Below are 20,321 nucleotides of genomic sequence, written 5' to 3' on the forward strand. Positions count from 1 at the left end.
CTGTTTAAAATCTGTAAATCACTTCTTTCTGGAAGCCTTCAAGCATTTTTTCTGCTTTTGCATAGTCTTTGGTAAATCCTAAGATATAGCCACCTCCACCGCTTCCGCAGAGTTTAAGATAATAGGCATTAGAATCCAGACCTTTTTTCCAGATATTAAAAATACTTTCAGGAATCATAGGACGGAAATGTTCATAGGCCCAGTGAGAAAGTTTTTTCAGATTTCTGAAGAAAGGATTCATATCTTTTTTAAGGAAAGATTCAATACATGCGTTGTTATAACGGATAAACTCTTCTTTCAGGGTCTTGCGGAAACCTTCTGTTTTCATTTTTTCAAAGAAAATCTGAATCATAGGACCTGTTTCCCCTGTTATCCCGGAATCAATCAGGAAAATGGCTCCTTTTCCTTCTTCTCCTTCGGGAATATTTACTCTGTCTAAATTTTCTTTATTTTCGATAAGGATTGGAAGATTCATGTAACAGATCAAAGGGTCCATTCCTGAGCTTTTTCCATGAAAATAGCTTTCCATTTCACCGAAAACAGCTTTTAATTTTTTGAGATTATTTTTTGAGATGTTCTCAGGATTCAGCTTACTGATTGAATATTTTTCAAAAATAGCTGCTACCAGAGCTCCCGAACTCCCCACTCCATATCCCTGAGGAATATTGGAATCAAAGAAAAGTCCGTTAGAAATATCGTTTTTAAAGCTCTTGATATCCAACTTAAAATCGTCGGAAAGATCAAGTGCCGTAAGAAATTCAGAGTATTTCTGCAGGTGTCTGTTCGAATTAAGTTCAAATTCAGAACTCAGATCTGAAAATTTCAAAGCTCCTTTATAGAAACTGTAGGGTACTACAAGTCCTTGGGAATCTTCAATCATTCCATATTCTCCGAACAGAATTATTTTTGCATAAAATAGAGGGTTGGTCATGTTGACAATAAATCTTTTTGCAAAGTTAAAAATTATTCCGCTGAATATAAGCAAAACTCAGGCCGAAATTTTTCTATTAAATATAAGAAAAAAGCCTGAGATTATCAGGCTTTTATAATAAATTATTTAAAAATTACTGTTTGATCAGCTTTTTGTTGACCGTTTGCTTCTCTGTTTCAACGTTAATCACGTAGTTTCCTGTCTGAATGGAAGAAAGATTTATTTCCTGTTTATTCCCTTTTAAAGAAGAATCAGAAAGTATCAGTCTTCCGGCTTCATCATAGATTTTATATCCTTTTAATCTTTCTTTTGAAGAGAGAGTTATCATATTTTTGGCTGGATTCGGATAAATATCTATTGAATTATTTTTGATATTGATATCTTCTACTGCTAAAACATTGCAAGAGAAATTCGCATTCCAGCCGTTTCCTGTAACGCCTCCATCTGAAACAAATCTTACTGTTATAGCACCTGAAGGATCTGTTGATGTAAACGGACCGGGCACAGTACTTCCACTCAGATTATTTCCATTAGCGAATAATGGTGAAGCTGTAGAAGGGCCATTATACACATACATAAAATCATAGCCCTGTTCAAGATCAAATGTTGTAAATGTCATTGTCATAGATGAGCCAGGAGTAGGATAAAATGTTTTTACAAGGTCTTCATTATCTTTATACTGCCCCGTGGAACCTCCTGTATCTAAAAACTGAGTTCCATCACACCATGCTCCGTCAGTCAGGAAAAGTTTTGATAACTGGAATGCATTTGGCCCGCTGCAATCTGTTCCTACACTTAGTCTGTAATAAGATGCCGGTTGTAGATTTGAAAAATTAAAAGACTGTGTATTAACATTTCCTGAAGATACTGCCGCTCCGTTTGCTGTTGCCAATTTATATTTCCATGCTGTTGAAAGAGCATCCGTAAAAGTGGCATTTGCAGAAGTCTGTGTGATATTGTTAATGTTAAAATTATTGATGGACGTAGGGCAAGATGCAGTACAATTGGTACCAAGACATCCTTTTGAATCTATTGTATTTCTGATCAATGTTCCCGGCTGTACACCAAAGCCATTTGCAAAATTAATCCCTACGCTGCTTACCAGATGACAGTAACTCATAATAGTTCCTCCGCCTGCAGCAGGAAGTGCAGCCGTACAACCTTCATTATTTCCTGAGGCAGGTCCACAGCCATCAATAGCTGTATTATTTCCGTTCCAGAAGCATGAGTGAGTATGCGGTGATCCTAAATTGTGACCAAGTTCATGCGTCATAGCTTCTATATTCCACGAATAGGTAGGTACATTTTGATAGTTAAAATTCATCCCGCAATAAGAATACTTGTAACTGGTACATAATGAATTTACATATGCAATACTTGTTGTAGCAGGGTTTCTTAATAATTGTGCCACATCACCATTAAAAGTGGTTCTAGTGGTTCTAAACTGGCTCAGAATTGTACTTGGTGATCCTGCATAAGGATCGGTAGTTGTCCAAACAAAAACTTCACTTAAAGCTACATTAACATTCTCATTGGCATACAGTGTTGAAACATTATTGTGCATGGCAGTTACCCAATTGGTAGTAGTGGTCGTATTGCTTCCATTTTGGGTATAAGGACCGAAACCTGCTTCATAGTATATTCTGACACAATTATCTGTTTTCTTTTTGCTGGTATTGTTAGGATTAAAAACCGGTCTTTGGACCTGATTTTCTTTCAATCCGTCTACATCACAGGCAAACGGATTAGAACCTTTTAATTTAGAATCTGAATAGCTTACAAAATCTTCAGAATTTTTAGCTTTTCCTACAACTATATTTCCTAATTCAGGGGTAGAAGCAACTCCTACAATATCGTTATTGAAGAAACTAAAAGCCACGATAGAAGCGTTATCCCCTTTCACAATTCCCTGATAATACACTCCTGGTGTATACTGTACTTCTATCCCTTTATCTGTAACTACTTTAAAATCGTTGGTTAAGATCTGATGTCTGTACATTTCAACAGTGATCTGTCTGCCGCCGTCAAAGGGAAAAGAGATTTCAAGAAAATCAGGTTTTTCATTGATTAATCTTTTTAGTTCTGCAGGCTTCAAAGACATCACTGTAATATCTGTTGCTGCTTTTTTGTATTCAACTATTTTATCTGCAGATTTATCTGTCTCAAATAAGGCATAGGTTTTAAGCTCTGATTTCCGATTATGAAATTCCAAAACTTTTTGAGCAACGGGTTTTAAATTTTGAGAAAAACAAAGAATACAACATTGCAAAAAACAAATTAATAGAAACTTTTTCATGATTTTGATAATTTTTCATTTTTCACAAATAAACAAAAAAAATCAACACATAGTGAAAAACTATAGCTATATTCTAGTATTACTGGTAATGCTAGAAATAAATCAAATCAATTAATTAAATAAATGTTTTTTATTCTTTAAAATAAAAAAAGACGTTAAAAATAACGCCTTTTAATTTTTATAAAGTTTCTCTGTTGGTTCTCATTTTAACCTTCAGGAACCTGATTAAAACCAATCCTGCCGCAAAAAATATGGTCATGGACAATGCCGCGATACGCATATTATTGAAATGTTCAATTAATGTTGCAAAGATGAATGTCCCGATGATGATTGCAATTTTCTCCAATACGTCATAGAAACTGAAGTAGGTTGTGTTTTCCATCGAGTTTTCAGGAAGCAGTTTTGAGTATGTAGATCTGGACATCGCCTGAAGACCACCCATTACTAACCCTACTACTGCAGCTACCCCATAAAACTGGTATTCTACCGTTGGATTTTCCTTGTTTAGGAAATAAGCCCAAAGACAAGCTACAATCCATAGGATGATGGCAATTGAAATAACGTTTTTGTTCCCGATTCTCTTAGATAACCTTGAGAAAATAACAGCTCCGATGATGGCTTCAATCTGGATGACCAAAAGAGTTCCGATCAGTTTATCCTGAGCAAGATTGATCTCGCTCTTTCCGAATAAGGTTGCCATAAGGAAGATCGTCTGCATTCCCACACTGTAAAAGAAGAAACTTGACAGGAAGAATTTAAGATTTTTGTCTTTGAAAAGCTCTCCTCCTACTTTAAACAGTTCGTGGAAACTTTCTTTTGCAATATCTTTATAGAAGCTTAGATTATCTTTAAATACTTCAAAGAAACCTCCCTGCTCTTCATGCTTTTTGAAGATGTTCTTATAATTCAGTAATACAAGATCTTTAGGAAGCTTATCTTTCACATCCCCAAACTGAGGAAGGTGTTTGAATGTATACTGAGAGAACCCAAACCACCATGCTCCCGTTAATAGGAAACTGATTCTTGTGAATAATAACTGCTGAGCCGCTCCTTTAGCAAAAACCTGAATCAAAACTAAACAGATTACTACTAAAACTACAGAGCCAATATATCCGTAGACATATCCTCTTGCAGAAAGTGCATCCTGCCTGTCCGGTGTGGCAATATCTGGAAGAAAGGAGTTATAAAACACCAAACTTCCCCAGAAGCCTACACTGGCCGTAATACTGAAGAGAAGTCCCAGAAATACATTATGCATCCCCGTAAACATGGCTAATCCCATACATGATGTTGCTCCCAGATAGCAGAAAAACTGCAGGAAAGATTTTTTGTTTCCGATAGTATCTGCCAATGAAGATAAAAATGGAGACAATAATACTACAATAAAAAATGATATGGTAAGTGAATACCCATATACGGCATCCGGCTGGTACCCTTCTCCAAAAATTTTGATTGTATGCCTTACCGGAACATCAATCCATTTTTTGGTTTCTACTACGTATTCCTTTTTCTCGTACGCTGTGGTAAGGATAGAGTAATAAATAGGGAAAATAGTAGAGGTAATGACCAGGGAATACACGGAGTTTGCCCAGTCATATACAGCCCAGGCTTTCATAATCTTCGGATTATTCTTTATGTTTTTAGGCTGTCGATTCTCAGTTTCAGACATTTCAAATATATATTAGTAGCACAAAAATAGAAAAACCATTAAGAAATGGATAAGTTTTTAAAAAAATTATCAATTCCTTAATGGTAATATATTCGTAAACAGAATATTAGATATTGATAAATGTATTTTATTGTTGGGTTACTACTATTTTTATGGTGTCAGTTATGAACAAATCTGCTGAAATCAGCATATTTATATCCTGTGGATCTTCATCATACCTTCACAAAGACTATTTAATCTGGTTTTATAGACATACCATAGGGTTATGGAAGTTCTTTTTACGGGTCCAAAACACCTCCATCAGGGTTCTGAACACCTTTGCATATGTCATCGATACTTCTTATAGAGGTATGCAACCAGAAATTTTAGTATAATAACCTAAAGAGTATAGTAAATGACCGTAAGAAAACACTTTGTAACCCAAAAAGCGGGGTTATAAAACCCCGCCTTTTTACTTTGAAACCATAAATTATGGCTTTATCTGTGTATTAGATATTTTCAATAACGATAGCAGAAGCTCCGCCACCTCCGTTACAGATTGCTGCTGCACCGTATTTTGCATTATTTTGCTTCAATACGTTAATCAATGTAACGATGATTCTTGAACCTGAACTTCCCAGTGGGTGTCCTAATGCTACAGCTCCTCCGTTTACGTTTACTTTAGCAGCATCCAATCCTAAGATTTTGTTGTTAGCTAATCCTACTACTGAAAAAGCTTCGTTAAATTCAAAGAAATCGATATCTGAGATCTCTAATCCTGCTTTTTTAAGAGCAATAGGTAAAGCTTTTGCCGGAGCAGTTGTAAAGTTTTCAGGTTCCTGCGCTGCATCTGCGTAAGAAACGATTTTTGCAAGAGGCTTCAAACCAAGTTCTTCCATTTTTTCTTTAGAAACAAGAATCAATGCAGAAGCACCGTCGTTCAACGTAGATGCGTTAGCTGCTGTTACTGTTCCTTCTTCTTTTTTGAATACGGTAGGAAGTGTCGAAATTCTGTCGAAGTTTACTGCTTTGTATTCTTCATCTTCAGCAAAGATTACAGGCTCTCCTTTTCTCTGAGGAATAGAAACCGGTACAATTTCTTCGCTGAACTTCCCTTCGCTCCATGCTTTTGCAGATCTTTTGTAAGATTCTACAGCAAAGTTATCCTGATCTTCTCTTGTAAAGTTATAGTCTACTGCACATTTTTCTGCACATACTCCCATATGTACTTTGTTGTATACGTCTGTAAGACCGTCAAGTACCATCCCATCAAGCATTTTGATATCGCCTAATTTTGTAGCTACTCTTGCATTGTAATAGTGAGGAACTAAAGACATATTTTCCATACCTCCTGCAACAATTACTTCTGCATCACCAGCTTTGATTGCCTGAGCAGCCATTGTTACAGCCTTCATTCCTGAAGCACAAACTTTATTTACTGTAGTAGAAGGTGTATTGATTGAAAGACCTGCTCCTAAAGCTACCTGACGAGCCGGCGCCTGGCCTTCTCCTGCCTGCAGAACATTTCCCATATAGATTTCCTGAACAGCATTAGGATCTAATCCGATTTTATCCAGTGCTCCTTTTACAGCAGTTGCTCCCAGTTTTGTAGCCGGAACTGTTGACAAGCTTCCCATAAAACTCCCCATAGGCGTTCTTACTGCGGAAACGATGAATACTTCTTTCATGTATATAATTTTTATTTTTAACTAAACGGAACAAAGTTCCATTTTATAGGTTGAATTTATTTTACTTTTACATAGACTACGTCAAACTGAGTTCCTTCAATTTTAGTATTAACTTTCAGAAGATTATCCTGAGTTGCCAAGATTTTATTATTGAAGACATCACCTATCTGTACGGGATTATTTTTATCAGATTTCTCCATAATGATTGCTTTGTAGTTGCAGTCATCCACAAAAACCAATGTTGATTTGATATAGTCTTTTCCGTTATTGAAATATTCGGTCTGAACATTATCTTTAATGGTCATATGCCATATTCCTTCCGGGTAATTGGGTCTTACAAATTTACCTTCTTTTATATTGGCACATTTAGCCGGATTATCCGGTTTTTTCTGATCTGCTGTCTGAGCATTAACCTGTGTGGCTGCTACCAACAAAATTCCTGTGGAAAATATTTTTAAGAAGTTCATTTTTATAGTTGTGTGCGATTATTTACTTTTTTGCTTCCTCCTGCAAAAATCAAAAGGAAAGCACCTAAAAATTCTACAGCCCAGCCCCATTTCAGTTTAACGATTCCTGCAAAAGTTTCCTGCCAGGATTTGAAAGGTAAAAAGCTGAAATATTGTAAAGACTGCATTTTTACAGCGAATAAGGTAAACGCAAATAAAAGGATAAGCAGAATACCAAAAAATCTTACAATTTTTGCACTGTTATTGACGATTCCAAAAACAGCACAAGCAGCAAAGATCCAGCATGCAATAGCCAGATAATGATCAAGTTTCCAATAGTTCCAGTTCCCAATAACGGGCACATGTACCAAGGGTAAAAAACTGCCTACAATTACTAACAGTAATCCTAATAACTGAATATTTCTCATATTTACTAAAGTGCCAAAATACAAAAAAAAACACACTTTTAAATAGTGTGTTTTAAAAATAGGATTTCTTTACCCGAACACTTGTTAGCTATAAAAAAGTTTTAATATTTTTATTTATTACACAAAGAAACAAGCTATTTGTTATCAAATTAAAAATTAACATTTGCAATCTCTATCCCAATCTGAAGTCCATATTTTTTCTTCAGCAAAGCATTATCATTGAAAGCAGGAGTAAAATCTTTCTGCACAAACAGATTGAACCCGGCATAACTAATTCCCAATTTTCCTCCGAAAACAAGATCGTTCACTCCATGCATCACTTTTTCTCTTTCAACAATTCTATCGGAAAACTCGTTAGAATACTTGGAATAATTCACACTTCCTATTTTAAAACCTCCATAAACACCCAGAATAACAGACAACTGTTTTTGGTTGTTATCCAGATATTTCACTCCTTCATAATTTTTATATTTGGGGTTTAAAACAAATTTCAAATCAACAGGAACGGTTAAATAAGTATTGTAAAGCATACTTTTTTTAAGGTTTCCGCGATTGAAATCACCAACGAATAAGGTGTATTTATCCTGTTTGAATGCCTGCCCGTATTTTGGTGTAAACTGGTCTGACCGTACTCCCAATCCGAATCGGTAGAAAAAAGGGCTGGTATAGCTTCCGATTTGATTACCGTACCATAGTGTCAGCTGCCAGGAATTGATAACACTGTTTTTTATATCAGAATTCTTGCTGTAAAAATCAAAAGGCTTATTTTTTGAAGTTAATCCTGCTCCGCCCATACCCACCGAAAGTTCTAAGGTTTCAAGATAGTTTTTCGGGTTGTTCCTTTTTTTCCTCTCGTTGAGTTTCATATTAAATCCATTTAGTCCAAGCCAAAGCTGATTTCTTCCGGATTTTACGGAATCTTCAGATTTAAAAACAGCATCTTTAACCAGCTCTTTGGTTGCCATTTCAAGATCCTGCTTTTGGGAATCTATTTTTTCATTAATAATCTGCTCATATTTTGAAGCGACTGCTGTACGCTGTTTTTGCTTTTCATCGGGCGTGATTTTCTTTTCTTTAAAGCTCTTATCAATCTCATCCAGCTCTATATTCATTTTGCCTTTTTCAGACATTACTATGCTGTCAATTTTTTTTGAATAGACACTCAGATTATTATCCTGAGTTTCCTGGCCAAACCCATAACTAAAAGCTATTACAGCAGCCATCAATAGTAATTTTGGTTTCATATTTTTATTAATTTTAAGACAATATTTGATCGCTGTCCTTATTTCGGGGCAGTTTTTCTGTGATATAAAGGGTAATTATTTATTTGCTTTCCAGTGAGTCAGTGTAGACTGTTACACCAAAGATTTTAAAAGAATTGGGGCTTTTAACTTTAATTTTAGTCATATCAAGTGCTCCGAATTTCCTGGTATCTGTTCTGTTCTCTTCCCGTTTTTTTTGAAACTCTCTTCCCTGCAGGAGTTCATCAGCATTGATATACTCCGTCTTTTTAGTTTCTACAGGGGAAGCTTTGTCTGCTATAGATAGTAGCTCTTTTTCCAATATCGGGGCTTTAATCTCATAATCAGCAGTTATAATCTGTTCTTCTTTACTTCTGCTAAATCTTTCTTTCTGCAAAATTTCCTTTTGTTGATATACTGTAGGAATGCCTGGAATTTCTTTTATACTCTTTTGATTGGTATTTTTTTCTGTTTTGATATTCTGAACGACATGTATTTCCTGATTCGTTAAGGGTACTTCTATATGTTCTTTCGGCAGTTTTGTATGAACTATCGGATTGTCTGTATTGATAGGAGGATTTCTATTAAAATAAAGCAATACCCCTATCGAAACCAACAGAACTAGTACGACTGCATATCTCCACCACTGAAAAGTCTTTTTAAAGCTTATATCAGCACTTTTTTCTTCTCCCTGGTCTATTTGCTCTATCCTGCCCCAAAGATCTGCGGAAGGCTTTATTTCAAGCTTTTCGTAATCAGATTTTAACTGTTTCAGTATTTCTTTTTTCATTTTCTTTTGCTTTTAAAAATTCAGCAAGCCATTTTTTTGCCTTGCTCAACTGGCTTTTGCTTGTTCCTTCAGAGATATTAAGAATTTCAGCAATTTCATTGTGTTTTTTATCCTCAAAGACATGTAGATTAAAAATCAATCTATATCCTACCGGCATCTGGGAAAATATTTCTTCAATATTGAGTTCTTCAGGATATTCTTCATCAGAGGTTTCACTATAATCATCTGCAATTTCGACGTCTGCATAGAGAATATTTTTATTCTTCCGGATGAAGGTGATAGAATCATTAACAATAATTTTTCTAAGCCAAAACGGAAAACTTTTCCAGTCTCTGCATTCATTTATTCTGGTAAAGCATTTCATAAATGCATTCAGGAGGATATCTTCTGCATCATGAAGGTTATTGATATAAGAATTTGCAATGGCCAGCATTTTTGGAGCAAACATCTCGTAAAGAACTTTCTGCCCTTTCCGGTCCTGTTTTTTAGCCAATAAAAAATTCTCTTCGATATTCTTCATGTTTCAGTTTCTATCTATAAGACGGTCTATTTTAAAAAAGGTTGCCTGAAAATAAAAAAAATTGCATTTTTTTTCAAAAATGCAATTTAATATCTTAAGAATGTTAGTTTTACTTAATGTTTTACTGATGAAACATCTTCCGGGTTGTGTTTGTGTTTAAACAATACAGCAAAGAATATAGCCAGCACCAACGAATAAATAGCAAATGAAAGCCATATCTGCTGCCAGTCTTTTACCATCACCACAGATGAAAGGGTTCCGTCTGAATTAACCGCTGCATTGAAACTGTTTTTCAGTATTTCCAAGAAAGTAGGGTTATCAGGTGTTGTTTCCAGATAAGTAGATAAGTCCGAAGCGGTGGTAAATTTATGGGTAAAGAATTTATCAATTGCCCAGCCTGCAATATAACTTCCAAAAACAGCTCCAAAACCGTTGGTCATCATCATAAATAATCCCTGAGCTGAAGAACGTATTTTTTTATCGGTGGTTGTTTCTACGAAAAGTGATCCTGAAATATTAAAGAAATCGAATGCCATTCCGTATACAATACATGAAAGGATAATCAGAGAAAGTCCAAATCCGTCCGGAACGCCATATGCAAAGAATCCGAATCTTAAAACCCAGGCCAGCATAGACATCAGCATTACTTTTTTTATTCCGAATTTCTTCAGGAAGAAAGGAATCGCCAGAATAAACAGGGTTTCTGATACCTGAGAAATTGACATGATAATGGTAGATCTCTGTACTACAAATGAGTCAGCATATTTAGGGAAATGGGCAAATTCACTTAAGAAAACATCTCCATATGCATTGGTAAGCTGAAGTGCAGCCCCCAAAAGCATTGAAAATAAAAAGAACAAAGCCATTTTATAGTTCCCAAAAAGTTTGAATGCATTCAATCCTAATTGTTCGGATAATGGTGAGTTTTTATCAATCAGCTTTTGTGGCGGACATTTTGGTAAGGTAAGGGCATAAATTCCTAAAAATATTGCTACAGCCCCTCCAATATAAAACTGCCCTTCCGTAGCTTTGTTTCCACTAAGGTTAGTGATCCACATAGCCACAATAAAACCAATGGTACCCCATACACGAATAGGTGGAAAATCTTTTACTACATCCATGTTATTATTTTTCAGGATCGTATAAGAAATGGAGTTTGCAAGTGCAATGGTTGGCATATAAAAGCACATAGCCACAAGCATTACCGAAAAGAAAGAATTCGGGTCTGCAGAATGAGGCAATATAAAAAGGATAATCCCATAAAGGATATGTAATACTGAAAATATACGTTCCGCATTGATCCAGCGGTCAGCAATAATTCCAGTAATGGTTGGCATAAAGATGGAAGCAATTCCCATTGTTCCGAACACAGCTCCAAACTGAGTCCCTTCCCAATGTTTTGTACCAAACCAGAAGTTTGCCATCGTAATCAGCCATGCTCCCCAAACAAAAAATTGGAGAAAACTGAGGATGGTCAGTCGTAATTTTAAATTCATAGTTTATATAAAAAGTATCTCTTTAATCAATTGTCTTTTTCCTTCTCTTGATTTCTTCCTGAATTTCAAGAGCAGTATCATAGTCTTCTTCTTTAACGGCATCTTCCAGTAATTTCTGAAGTTCTTCCATAGAAAGAGATTTTAAGTTGTCTTCAGTCTGTACAGTTTCAGAGAAAGATTGCTCTTCTTTAGAAACATCTTCCAGTTCCAATAGAATCCCGGCTTCATTCAGGACCTGCTGTGTGGTAAATATTGGTGCGTCAAATCTTACAGCCATTGCAACAGCGTCAGAAGTTCTGGCATCAAGAATCAGTTCTTCTTCGTTCACTTTATTTTTAAAGTTGATATTGGAGAAGAATACTCCGTCTACAATCTGATAGATAATAACAGAAACCAGCTCATAATTGGCTGAGACTATAAATTTTGTAAATAAATCATGAGTAAGAGGACGCGGTGGATGAATATCTTTTTCCAATCCGAGAGAGATAGACTGGGCTTCGAAATTCCCTATAACAACAGGTAATTTTATGTGTGTTTCTTCATGTTCCAGCAACAAGGCATAAGCCCCCGACTGGGTCTGGCTGTACGATATTCCGCGAATAATTAGCTGTTTATAATCCATAGCTACAAATATAGATTAATTTTTTATTGTGATTTTACTTTTTTACGCAAAAATAAAAGCCCGGAAAGCCGAGCTTTTATTTGTATTGTGAAGAATCGTGAATGGTTGATAGTGAATTTTGCTTTGCAAGTAAATGTTTAAAAATTAACAGGCAAAACGGATTGACTATTCCCCATTGACTTTTATCCTTTTATTGCTTTAATTTTCTCTGTTAATGCAGGAATAATCTGGAAAGCATCTCCTACTACTCCGTAATCAGCAGACTTGAAGAATGGTGCTTCAGGATCGCTATTGATTACTACGATAGTTTTTGAAGAGTTTACTCCGGCAAGGTGCTGAATCGCTCCTGAAATCCCTACAGCAATGTAAAGATTCGGAGAAATTGCCTTACCAGTTTGTCCTACGTGCTCTGTGTGAGGTCTCCATCCGATGTCAGAAACAGGCTTAGAACATGCCGTAGCTGCTCCCAAAACGTTTGCTAAATCTTCGATCATTCCCCAGTTTTCAGGTCCTTTAAGTCCTCTACCAGCAGAAACAACAACTTCAGCTTCTTTAAGGTCTAGTTTACCTGAACTCTGCTCGTGAGAAATCACTTTAGTATCTTCATTGGCTACTGATAAGTTTTTCACTTCTTCTGAACCAGATACTGCATTTTCTTTAACACCGAAAGCATTTTGAGAAACTGTAACGATTACTCCGTTTCCTTCAGCTTTTGCATGCATAAAACCTTTTCCGGAGAATGCTCTTCTCTTTACCTGGAAAGGAGAAAGGCTTTCAGGAGCTTCTAAAGCGTTAGTGATTAAAGAATAGTTCTTCATTACAGAAAGCATTGGAGCAATTGAAGAAGCATCAGTTGTGTGAGGGAAAACGATAATGTTTCCGTCTGCTACTTCACTTACAGCCTGTGCGAATGCTTTTGCTGAGAAGTTCTTAAGACCTTCGTCTTTGATATTGATTACATTTGATGCTCCATATTTGTATAATAAATCTGAAGAATCTGTTGGGTTTACAGAGATTGCTGTAACGGTATCTCCAGCTTTATCAGCAACAGCTTTAGCATAAGAAACTGCTTCAAAAGCTGCCTTTTTGTAAACTCCGTTTATATTTTCTGCGTATACGAATACTGCCATTGTTTTACATTTAATAATTAAAAGATTGAAAAATTTAAAGATTAGATTACTTTAGCTTCTTCGTGAAGCAATCTTACCAATTCATCCAGATTGTCAGGAGAAACCATTTTCACAGCTGCTCTTGCTGGAACGCTGTCATAAGATACTCCCTGAACTTTTACTTCTGAAGAAGCAGGCTCTACTACCTGTAGAGGTTTTGTTCTTGCAGACATAATTCCTCTCATATTCGGGATGATAAGGTCTTTTTCATCTACCAATCCTTTCTGACCTGCAATAATTGCTGGTAATTTTACAGAAATAGTTTCTTTTCCTCCTTCAATTTCTCTTACTGCAGTAGCTTCACCTCCGTTTACGTCTAATCCTACTGAAGCATTTACGAAAGGCTGGTTCAATAGCTGAGCCACCATTCCCGGAACGGAACCTCCATTATAGTCAATAGATTCTTTTCCGCAAAGGATAAGATCATATCCTCCGTTTTGAGCTACAGCAGCAATTTCTTTTGCTGTAGAATAGCTGTCTTTAGGATCAAGATTTACTCTTACAGCATCATTAGCACCAATTGCCAAAGCCTTTCTGATCACAGGTTCTGTACCAGCATCTCCAACGTTGATTACTGTTACTGTTGCTCCCTGAGATTCCTGAAGTTTAACCGCTTTTGTCAACGCAAATTCATCTAGCGGGTTGATTACCCACTGAATTCCGTTTTTGTCGAAAGCAGATTTATCTGCTGTAAAGTTAATTTTGGAAGTAGTATCCGGAACACTACTAATACAAACTAATATTTTCATGTGTACTATTTTATTTTTTCCCTTTGATGCATAAAATCATGACAGTTTATGCAGAGATTTTGTTTGAATTAATTTTTGCTAATATAAATAAAAAATATATTATGCATGCATAATACTTATTAAATTATTATTCAATACATTAGATGTAGTTACTTTGCTGGTTTTGTTGCCCTAAACTCTATTTTACTTGGCAAAACTCTTGGATTCATCTTTAAAATATCTAAGATGAGATTCCCCATATCTTCGGGCTGAATCTTCCAACTGTCTTTTTCTGACGGAATATTTCCGTTAAAATGAGTTGCTACCGAACCCGGCATAATGACCGTAGACTTAATATTGTATTTCCTTAAATCAATCATTGCAGCCTGTGTAAAACCTACCACTCCGAATTTTGAAGCATTGTACCCTGTTCCGTTTTCAAAGAAGTTGGCACCTGCGAGACTTGAGATGGTAATATAGTAGCCTTCTGTCTTCTTCAGTTCTTCTACAGAAGCTTTTAAGGTATAGAAAACACCTGTGAGATTGGTTTCTATCATATCATTCCATTCTTCTGCTGTGAGTTCATCCACTGGTTTAAATATTCCCAATCCTGCATTAGCAATGATATAATCCAGCCTTCCGAACTTTTCAACGGTATATTTTACCGCTTCCTGCTCGCTTTCCAGGCTTCTTACGTCAGAAACAATTCCCAAAACATTTTCTGAGTATTGCTTAAGTTCTTCTTCCGCCTTCATGACATCTTCTCTTTTTCTTCCTGAAAATGCTACTGAAATTCCATTTTCAAGTAAAATTTTCGCAATCCCGAAACCGATACCTTTGGTTCCTCCTGTTATATAAGCTGTTTTATTCTCTGACATTGATGACCAAATTTTAATTCTCTAAAATAATAAAAACGCTCCAATTGGAGCGTTTTACTGATACTAAGATTTATCAGGAATTATTTTTTTATAAATTTCTCTGTGAAGTTTCTTCCCTCCGTTTCTACATTCAGTAAATAGGCTCCGGAAGACAGGTTTCTTACATTCACCTGATCTCCATTCAATGTTACATCTACCTTTTTTCCTGACATGTCATATACTTCAACATGTTTTATCTTTCCAGGAGTTGTAATTTTTATAACTTCAGTAGCAGGGTTTGGATAAATGGATAGTTTCACATCATTTTTAACGGCGTCTCTTGTAGATAGTGATGCTTCATTATTGATTTTGATATTGTCAATATAGGCAGAACCTCCATAATTATCATGTACAAAATCCATTCTGTTAATGTTGTTGTTGCTGAATGGCTGTCCTGTGTAGATAAGAACATCATTTACATAATATTGAATTCCTGCAGCTGTAGAAACTATTTTCACTCTGTACCACGTGTTAGCATTCCAGGTTTGGTTGGTATCTACTAAATTAGTTGAACCCGCTGTTGCAATTAAAATTTTTCCATCGTAAGAAAAATCGATATAGGTAACAATTCCCCCAGCCCCAGTTGTACTCACTGTTCTGAACACGAAATCTGAGCTTGATGAACTTTTTTGTGTAAGTCTTACATCAAATGACTGGGTAAAGCTATTATATGTTAATGGTGTAGTAAAGGTATAGAACCCACCCATTACTGGGCTTTGCTGTGGACCATAAGGCAGATCCGTTGTTATTTTAAAGCTATTTGAACCTTGACTAGCAATTTCAGCTGATACCAATTGACTTGTCAAATATACTGGCGGTACGGCTCCATTATTGGTAGTAACCCAACCCTGCTGGCCATTAATGTTTCCTGCTGTATACCCTTCACTGGCTTCAAAAGAAATGGTCTGCTGGGCAAAAGATGATATAGAAATCAACGAAATTGCGAAAATGTAAAGTTTCTTCATGATATTTTTTAGTTTTGAACAAATATATGTATTTTAATCAAAAAGACAAAATCAACGAATATTTTAAACACAATATCGAATTAACATAATATATTTTAACCTAAACAAATAAAGATATTAAACCTAAAGAAAAGGATCATTTCCAAAAAATCATCCATCAATACAACAGCAGACTAAAAAGAATACAGGTTTTCAGAATCAATAAATATTTTATCTGATGATCACTTTTTCTGTAAAATTCCCTCCTTCTGTTTTTATATTAACCATATATACGCCTGCAGACAGCCCTTTTACATCGATTCTGCTATTGTTTATTTCAGTCTTTATAAGTTTTCCTGTCTCGTCATAGATCTCAATACTTTTTATTGTATTTACAGAATTAATATGTATAAAATCACTGGCAGGATTAGGATAAATTGAAACTTTTTTGGCAATAAGCTTAGAATCTTTAATCCCCAATACCAAAAGTTCACTATTCACTTTAATATTATCAATATAAGCTGATCCCAACGCATTATTATGGACGAAACGCAGCTGATCTATATTCACTAAACTTGCGACAGTTCCTGTGTAAATAAGAACATTATTAAGGTAGTATCTGACATCTGTGGCAGTTCCTAAGACCTTCACCCTGTACCAGACATTAGGCAGCCAGGCTGAAGGGATGGAAATCAACTCCTGTATACCTGATACTGTATTCAGAATCTTGAACAATCCGGTTTTATCAAAGTCCAATCTCACTACAAACTGATCATCAACACTATTCACTCCCTGAAAACCAAAATCAGAGCCGTTGAGCTGCGACATATTGATATCAAATGATACGGAGAAGTTGTTGTAGGCAAGTGGGGCCGGCAGGTTATAAAAACCTCCGATAATGGGATCAGACTGAGTTCCGTAGGTTGTTTCTTTAACAATTTTGAGTGAACTGCTTCCGTCACTGGCTTTATCTACACTGATAGTCTGATGGGTTACATTTTGAGGCACTCCTCCTGTGGGAGTACTGATCCATCCCGCCTGGCCATGGATATTTCCAGTGTTGAATCCTTCATTGAATTCAAAGGATACAGTCTGCTGTGCAAAAATGCATGATGACAATAGTAAAATTGCAATTGAGTAGTATTTTTTCATAGTAAATCAAGTTTTGTATTAAAAATATAAACTTTCCATGAATGGTGAAATAACTTATTGCAAATAAAAAATAACGTTTTTATTCTCAGTGAATTTAATTTTCAAATCCATTAAAAACGTCTTTCCACAAAGGCTACAAAACTCAATTCAGAGCAAAAAAATAAGGTATCTCTTTCCAGAAATACCTTACCCTATCTTATTTTTGTTGAATTACTTTGAATAATTTTCAAAAAACAACGGAATACTTTCAATTCCTTTATAGAAATTAAATAATCCATAGTGCTCGTTTGGAGAGTGAATTGCATCAGAATCCAACCCAAAGCCCATCAACACAGACTTAGCTCCTAAAACCTGCTCAAACATCGCTGTAATTGGGATACTTCCTCCTCCTCTGTATGGAAGAACTTCTTTTCCGAATGCGGATTCCATTGCTTGTTTTGCTGCAGCAAATTCTTTGGTATCAGTTGGTAAAACATAAGGCATACCTCCATGGTGAGGTGTTACTTTAATTTTTACTGTATCCGGAGCAATTTTTTCAAAATATCTCGTGAATTTTTCCGTGATTTCCTGTGGAGTCTGGTAAGGAACCAAACGCATTGAAATTTTAGCAAAAGCTTTTGAAGGAATTACAGTTTTTGCCCCTTCTCCGGTATAGCCACCCCAGATTCCGTTGCAGTCTAAAGTAGGACGGATAGATGTTCTTTCTAAAGTTGTATATCCTTTTTCTCCTTCTATATTGCTTAATCCGATTGATTTTTTGAATTCTTCAGGATTATCTTTCAATTTGTTCATATCCGCTCTGTCTGCGTCTGAAACCGTTTCTACGTTGTCATAGAATCCATCAATTGTAATATGACCGTTTTCATCAATCAGATTAGCAATCATTCTTGAAAGAACGTGAATAGGATTTGGAACCGCTCCACCGTAAAGACCTGAGTGTAAATCTCTGTTTGGACCTTCCACTTCTACTTCTACATAGCTTAAGCCTCTTAATCCTGTTGTCACAGTTGGTTGTTCGTTGCTGTAAATATGAGTATCGGAAATTAAGATACAGTCGCAAGCTAATTTCTCTTTATTTTCATTCACCCAGTCTCCCAAGCTTACAGAACCTACTTCCTCTTCTCCTTCTAAGATAAATTTAACGTTGCAAGGAAGAGCATTGGTTTTCATCATGGCTTCAAAAGCTTTCAGATGCATGAAGAACTGTCCTTTGTCATCCGCAGAACCTCTTGCAAAAATTGCTCCTTCAGGGTGCAGTTCAGTTTTTTCAATATAGGGTTCAAAAGGTGGTTTTGTCCATAATTCCAGTGGATCTGCCGGCTGAACATCATAATGTCCATACACCAGTACTGTAGGTAAACTTTTATCTAAAATCTTTTCCCCGAAAACAATTGGATATCCTTTGGTCTGGCAAACTTCAACATCGTCAGCTCCAGCATTTCTAAGGTGTGCCGCCACTACCTCTGCACATTTCAAAACGTCATCTTTATACGCCGGATCTGCAGAAATAGAAGGAATTCTCAATAACTCAAATAATTCATCCACGAAACGCTGTTTGTTTTCGTTAATGTAATTTAATGTCTCTTGCATTGTAAAAATTTATTTTGTTAAAATTAAAAAAAATGCCCGGCAGGTACAAACAAAAAGGCAGGATTTTCCCAATCTTATGCTAATGAGCCTTATAGCCATGTTTTTTAATAAAAAATGCCCTGCAAAAACAGGGCACTTGTATATTTTGTACTTCTAATTAGTGTTCAGCTTTTGGAGCCTTTTCAACTTCAGCAGGTTTTGCAGCAGCAGTACTGTCTGTTTTAGGGGCTGCAGCTTCTGGTTTTACAGCAACTTCTTCCTTATGCTCTGCAGCAGCTGCATGTCCGTGACCTTCTCCCTGAGCAGCATCAGAATATCTCTCTACTCCTTCTTCCAGTTTCAAAGTCCCTTTATTTCCACCAGCAGGTACTTTTTTACAACTTACCGCTACTGTTGCAATTGCTAAACATATAACTAATTTTTTCATATGTAAAATTTATTTTTTAAAGATCATATGGAACCGCACTGTTTTACTATCTTCTGATTTATCCAAAAAGCCGGCGATTTCATGTTTAAATTTTTGATTGCCCAAAAGTAAGAAATCCTGCTTTTTTCGGCAACATTTTTATACTGATTTTAATATTATTTTCCCTTTTTTGGATTGTGTAAAAATAAGGTAATGATCTCCCCCATCTTTCAAACCATATTTTTTCTTTATTTCTTCAGGTTTTAAAGGGTAATTTTTTGAAATGATATTAAACTGTTCTTTTTTCTTAATGCTTTTAGAGTCAACTAGTTCCACTTCCAAAATTCTCCCGGGAAAGTCTTCCTTCTTTTCACTGGAGGTATAAAAATGACTGTTAGGATGAAGTTTCTTCAATCCGAATTTCAGTGAAATTAAATTAAAGGCTCCTGCTTTCAAAATAGAGTTATTGGGAATGTAAATGTATTTTTCAGGCTCAGAATATTCTGATTCTGCCCTTTCTTCTTCTCCAAATTTGAAGGTAAAGGCAGATTCTCCACTCTCAAGGTTCACACAATTGCAGATAATCTCATCTGCATTTTCATTGGATAAAACAATAACAACTTCTTTTACATCATTTTTAAGGGCAATAATTTCTATCCTTGAAATACCCGGCAGTACTGACACAAGATATTTAAGATCAATAAGTGGAGAGAGTTTAATGACTACCTGATCAGAAATAGACAGCAATTTTCCTTGAATTTCAAGGATATCAGGAGAAAGGTCTTCTAAAAGAAAAACTTTGTTTTTTTGCTGATCTCTTCTGGCCGGATCAAGATAAATGGTATCAAAATGTTCCTGATTCTCGTTCAGGAAATCTTCAAGCTTTCTGTTGATAAAATTTGCCTGGCGTCCCAAAGTATTCCAATTATGGGCTACAATTTCCAAAAGCTCTGTATTCTGCTCTACCAAAGTGATATGCTCAAAGTTTTGAGACAGATAATAGGCATCAATACCAAAACCGCTCGTAAGATCGATAAATTGATTCCCTTTCATCATTTCGGACTTATAAAGGGCAGTTTTTTCAGATGATGACTGCTCCAGATTAAGCTGTGGCGGGAAAATGATACCTTCTTTCAAAAGAAAAGGAAATTTTCTTTCTGCAACCTGTTTTCCTTTGATCTGCTGTACAATTTCCTGCATAGAAACTTCCGGAAAAGGTGATTTTTTCAGAAGTAATGCATGTAAATCTGCATCCAGATTTGCGTTGATATAGTTTTGGATTTCTTTGTCTAATAATTTATTTCCCACA

Annotated in this window: 19 protein-coding genes; all 19 read right to left on the minus strand. The window is 35.8% G+C overall.

Annotated features, from left to right (window positions below; translation table 11 throughout):
• Window positions 1-4: 4 nt before the first annotated feature.
• Window positions 5-931, minus strand: a complete 927-nt coding sequence (locus tag KIK00_RS05220) for a mevalonate kinase (RefSeq protein ID WP_255815512.1) — start codon at window positions 929-931, stop codon at window positions 5-7.
• A 133-nt stretch (window positions 932-1,064) separates the two neighbouring features.
• Window positions 1,065-3,143, minus strand: a complete 2,079-nt coding sequence (locus KIK00_RS05225; RefSeq protein ID WP_255815513.1) for a M12 family metallo-peptidase — start codon at window positions 3,141-3,143, stop codon at window positions 1,065-1,067.
• A 262-nt stretch (window positions 3,144-3,405) separates the two neighbouring features.
• Window positions 3,406-4,896: an MFS transporter gene (locus KIK00_RS05230; RefSeq protein WP_255815514.1), complete on the minus strand. Its 1,491-nt coding sequence runs from the start codon at window positions 4,894-4,896 to the stop codon at window positions 3,406-3,408.
• A 488-nt stretch (window positions 4,897-5,384) separates the two neighbouring features.
• Entirely contained in the window at window positions 5,385-6,563 is a 1,179-nt protein-coding gene (locus KIK00_RS05235) for an acetyl-CoA C-acyltransferase (RefSeq protein WP_255815515.1), read from the minus strand.
• A gap of 56 nt (window positions 6,564-6,619) precedes the next feature.
• Window positions 6,620-7,030, minus strand: a complete 411-nt coding sequence (locus KIK00_RS05240) for a hypothetical protein (protein ID WP_255815516.1) — start codon at window positions 7,028-7,030, stop codon at window positions 6,620-6,622.
• Window positions 7,031-7,032: 2 nt separating this feature from the next.
• Window positions 7,033-7,437 (minus strand): hypothetical protein, encoded by a 405-nt coding sequence (locus tag KIK00_RS05245; RefSeq protein WP_255815517.1) that lies wholly within the window; start codon window positions 7,435-7,437, stop codon window positions 7,033-7,035.
• Between the two features lie 149 nt (window positions 7,438-7,586).
• Window positions 7,587-8,681 (minus strand): hypothetical protein, encoded by a 1,095-nt coding sequence (locus KIK00_RS05250; RefSeq protein WP_255815518.1) that lies wholly within the window; start codon window positions 8,679-8,681, stop codon window positions 7,587-7,589.
• Window positions 8,682-8,760: 79 nt separating this feature from the next.
• A complete protein-coding gene (locus tag KIK00_RS05255) occupies window positions 8,761-9,468 on the minus strand; it encodes a hypothetical protein (RefSeq protein ID WP_255815519.1) in 708 nt (235 codons plus the stop codon).
• On the minus strand, window positions 9,434-9,988 hold the full coding sequence (locus KIK00_RS05260; RefSeq protein ID WP_255815520.1) for an RNA polymerase sigma factor: 555 nt from the start codon (window positions 9,986-9,988) through the stop codon (window positions 9,434-9,436). The genes KIK00_RS05255 and KIK00_RS05260 overlap by 35 nt, the downstream gene beginning before the upstream one ends.
• Window positions 9,989-10,101: 113 nt before the next feature.
• On the minus strand, window positions 10,102-11,484 hold the full coding sequence (locus KIK00_RS05265) for a nucleoside permease (RefSeq protein WP_047374441.1): 1,383 nt from the start codon (window positions 11,482-11,484) through the stop codon (window positions 10,102-10,104).
• 22 nt (window positions 11,485-11,506) lie between these two features.
• Entirely contained in the window at window positions 11,507-12,106 is a 600-nt protein-coding gene (locus KIK00_RS05270; RefSeq protein WP_255815521.1) for a bifunctional nuclease family protein, read from the minus strand.
• 182 nt (window positions 12,107-12,288) lie between these two features.
• Entirely contained in the window at window positions 12,289-13,236 is a 948-nt protein-coding gene (locus KIK00_RS05275; RefSeq protein WP_047374436.1) for an electron transfer flavoprotein subunit alpha/FixB family protein, read from the minus strand.
• A gap of 41 nt (window positions 13,237-13,277) precedes the next feature.
• Complete coding sequence (locus KIK00_RS05280; protein WP_255815522.1) at window positions 13,278-14,024, minus strand: electron transfer flavoprotein subunit beta/FixA family protein; 747 nt, start codon at window positions 14,022-14,024, stop codon at window positions 13,278-13,280.
• 149 nt (window positions 14,025-14,173) lie between these two features.
• Window positions 14,174-14,881 (minus strand): SDR family oxidoreductase, encoded by a 708-nt coding sequence (locus KIK00_RS05285; protein ID WP_047374432.1) that lies wholly within the window; start codon window positions 14,879-14,881, stop codon window positions 14,174-14,176.
• 80 nt (window positions 14,882-14,961) lie between these two features.
• A complete protein-coding gene (locus KIK00_RS05290) occupies window positions 14,962-15,885 on the minus strand; it encodes a T9SS type A sorting domain-containing protein (RefSeq protein ID WP_255815523.1) in 924 nt (307 codons plus the stop codon).
• Between the two features lie 210 nt (window positions 15,886-16,095).
• Window positions 16,096-17,016: a T9SS type A sorting domain-containing protein gene (locus tag KIK00_RS05295; RefSeq protein WP_255815524.1), complete on the minus strand. Its 921-nt coding sequence runs from the start codon at window positions 17,014-17,016 to the stop codon at window positions 16,096-16,098.
• A 210-nt stretch (window positions 17,017-17,226) separates the two neighbouring features.
• Window positions 17,227-18,606: a dipeptidase gene (locus KIK00_RS05300; RefSeq protein ID WP_255815525.1), complete on the minus strand. Its 1,380-nt coding sequence runs from the start codon at window positions 18,604-18,606 to the stop codon at window positions 17,227-17,229.
• Window positions 18,607-18,763: 157 nt separating this feature from the next.
• Window positions 18,764-19,033 (minus strand): hypothetical protein, encoded by a 270-nt coding sequence (locus tag KIK00_RS05305; RefSeq protein WP_255815526.1) that lies wholly within the window; start codon window positions 19,031-19,033, stop codon window positions 18,764-18,766.
• A gap of 138 nt (window positions 19,034-19,171) precedes the next feature.
• Window positions 19,172-20,320 (minus strand): class I SAM-dependent methyltransferase, encoded by a 1,149-nt coding sequence (locus tag KIK00_RS05310; RefSeq protein WP_255815527.1) that lies wholly within the window; start codon window positions 20,318-20,320, stop codon window positions 19,172-19,174.
• Window position 20,321: the final 1 nt, after the last annotated feature.

This window comes from Chryseobacterium sp. MA9 (assembly GCF_024399315.1).
GTDB lineage: Bacteria > Bacteroidota > Bacteroidia > Flavobacteriales > Weeksellaceae > Chryseobacterium.